Raw genomic sequence first — 2,534 nt, forward strand, 5'->3', positions numbered from 1 at the left:
ATGGACGATTACGATTTAGAGAACCTTGGGCTGATTAACCAAGAAGACATGTAATGCGCATTCCGAGGGTACTGGATCGTTGACGCAAACGGCGCAGTAAGGGATGGATTGTACGGTGAGAAAACTCAGACTTTTCTCCGGTAAGGCGTTATTGACTTAGCAGCTCATTGGGCTGGAATGGAGACAGTAGCACCTTTTGCGAACGAAACCATTTTCGCAAAAGGTGCTAAAAAACATTGGCCCCCAAAATTTTAAACGACGGCAGCTCTGAGCGAGAAAATAAAGTCATAGACTGCCGCTGTATTGTTAAACTAACGTTTTCCGTTAGCTTCATTACTCAAATTACTTTCGATCCCTTTATAAACATCATTAAAATCTCCACCTTTATTTAAAGAATCAATTAGTTTTAATAAACCAGGTGTACCAACAATCCCATACCACCTCGAAACCTCATAACACGCCAGTTCATAATTTATATGACTTTTAGCATTAGAATGAAATGCAGAGTGGGAGTCCAAAAGATTAAAATTTATTGATTCTTTGCCGTCATTAGTTTGGATGTTCCAAATCATTTCATTATCGGGAAATCGACCATCAACCATAGCGGCTAAACCCTCATCAAACCATATTGGCACCTTACTGCTGTTTCTGAGCCTCTTCCTTAATTCTGCATGTGTAAATTCATGAGCAATAACGTTTTCGTTATAACCACTTGGTCCGATAACAATGTAGTTATTCCACGGATAATAATAAGTTTGTCCTATATCTGAATCTGCGTAATTTTCTAAAGCCTTTTTTGATTTTGCATAGATTAAAACAGGGGTCGATTCTTTTTGACCAAAAAGTGCATTGATTTTTACAGTAGATGTTTGAACATAATTGATTAGTCCTGCTTTTTCACTCTCATTGATTTCAGGTTCAACGTATACATTATGAGCAATTTGTTTCATATTTGAGTAGTTGACTAATACAGCATTTGTTTGCTTAGCATAAATCAAATATAAGAACAGTAAAACGAGAGCGAATATCAGAATGGTAGAAAAGCCGATTATTTTGATCCTTTTTGTTCTGAGTAATATCAATGTAATATTCTCCTTATTTGAATATTTGCATATATGTATCGTTTAGATATTAACTTATTCCTAAATCCGTAATTACTTTCTAATGAAACCCATAGAAGCAGGCTTACTGATACCCAGTATTTCACTTATTAATAATGGATCATATTACTCACCACCTAAATGGGATCGATAAGTTATTTTACCATGTATTGGAACTAAACTGCCCGTTAGCTTTATGAAACTTTTTCATCGAGAGACAAAGTGATTGTTACGCAGTACGAAGACACTAGCGGTAGACGCATACGACGTAACAGAAAGGTTGAGACATATGCAAACTCAGACGAAATGGGGAGCTATGTATGGTCAACTGGAAGAAGGGGATAAGATCCAGCCTATCATGATCCAACTTGGCGACCGTCTGATTATTCCAGGAGATAAGATAACGAGAATTGGCAGGAAAAAGCGTTCAATGTTTGAAATGCAGGATGGATTTTATCTTGTATATCAAGGTGTTTGTGAAGAACATTTAATGTATAGTCCGATCACTGCACGTTGTGCGGGGAAGAGTTGGGAGAACTGGCCGACACATAAATGAATAAGAGAAGGAATGATTGAAATGAAGATAGCTGTTTATACCGGAATTACGGGCATGGGAAGACGTTTCGAAGGATATACAACTTATGAGGAGATTTTAGAGGGGTTTGAGGATAAAAACAAGGCGAATATAATTATTTCTGACCTTAAAAGAACTGGAACCAGTGTACGTCCAATTAAGGGGAGTATTGAAGCGGTTTATTATAAAATAGTTCCTGAATCTTAATGGGCTTCTTAGGTTAGGTTAGGACTGCGTATATGCCTTTACAATCTGCTGTAGGCAGAATTATCAAAATGAATAAGGAGCGTGAATGGATGAACTTCAAAATACAGAAAGGACACCTGCATGAGCGGCGCACTTTATTGCAGCAACTTGCAGATTATAGCGATCTTATGGAGGATGCGATTACAAAAGGAGATTTGGAGCTCTATGAGAAAATGGAGCGAGATTTCATACACATAGTTGAGCAATTAGAGTTCGTAGGTAAACGTTATAAATAGATTTTCATTTATGAGTTTCAATTTGAGGTGACCCAGGTCACCGTTCTATTTTAATGAAGAAACAGTTCCCAAAAGCATGCATTTTGAGACAGAGGAATGAATGGGCATTAGTTCGTTTCAAAAAGCCATAAAATCAATTATGGAACGTCTCAGTGATTCAAGGGATCATTTGAGACGTTTTTTCTATTAGGAGGGGTTCCATTGAAGATTGCATACGGAAGAGTTTCAACGAAGGAGCAAAATGTAGAGCGGCAGCTTCTGAAATTCCGGGAGTTAGGGATCGAGGAGCGATTTGTTTTTGTCGATAAGCAGAGTGGCAAGGATTTTGATCGTCCACGCTATCAGGCGATGCGGCTTATGCTGCGGGAAGGAGATCTG

General features: G+C 38.1%; 5 protein-coding genes. 4 read left to right on the plus strand and 1 reads right to left on the minus strand.

From position 1 onward, the window contains the following. Nucleotides 1-311: 311 nt before the first annotated feature. The gene (locus ACQ76X_RS35640) at nucleotides 312-1,082 is read right to left on the minus strand and encodes a hypothetical protein (RefSeq protein ID WP_438498621.1); all 771 of its coding nucleotides are present in this window, start codon (nucleotides 1,080-1,082) and stop codon (nucleotides 312-314) included. 307 nt (nucleotides 1,083-1,389) lie between these two features. On the opposite strand from ACQ76X_RS35640, the gene ACQ76X_RS35645 reads away from it, so the two are divergent. The 4 genes from ACQ76X_RS35645 to ACQ76X_RS35660 all read left to right on the plus strand — a co-directional run. Next, the gene (locus ACQ76X_RS35645; protein WP_438498622.1) at nucleotides 1,390-1,656 is read left to right on the plus strand and encodes a hypothetical protein; all 267 of its coding nucleotides are present in this window, start codon (nucleotides 1,390-1,392) and stop codon (nucleotides 1,654-1,656) included. Nucleotides 1,657-1,677: 21 nt separating this feature from the next. Continuing rightward, nucleotides 1,678-1,881 (plus strand): hypothetical protein, encoded by a 204-nt coding sequence (locus ACQ76X_RS35650; protein WP_438498623.1) that lies wholly within the window; start codon nucleotides 1,678-1,680, stop codon nucleotides 1,879-1,881. Nucleotides 1,882-1,970: 89 nt separating this feature from the next. After that, nucleotides 1,971-2,156 carry a hypothetical protein gene (locus ACQ76X_RS35655; RefSeq protein ID WP_438498624.1) on the plus strand — a complete coding sequence of 62 codons (186 nt, stop codon included), beginning with the start codon at nucleotides 1,971-1,973 and terminating at the stop codon, nucleotides 2,154-2,156. Nucleotides 2,157-2,357: 201 nt separating this feature from the next. Next, nucleotides 2,358-2,534: recombinase family protein (locus ACQ76X_RS35660; protein WP_438498625.1), on the plus strand; the 177-nt coding region annotated here is incomplete at its 3' end.

The sequence above is a fragment of the Paenibacillus sp. IHBB 3054 genome, from assembly GCF_051594305.1.
GTDB lineage: Bacteria > Bacillota > Bacilli > Paenibacillales > Paenibacillaceae > Paenibacillus_AQ.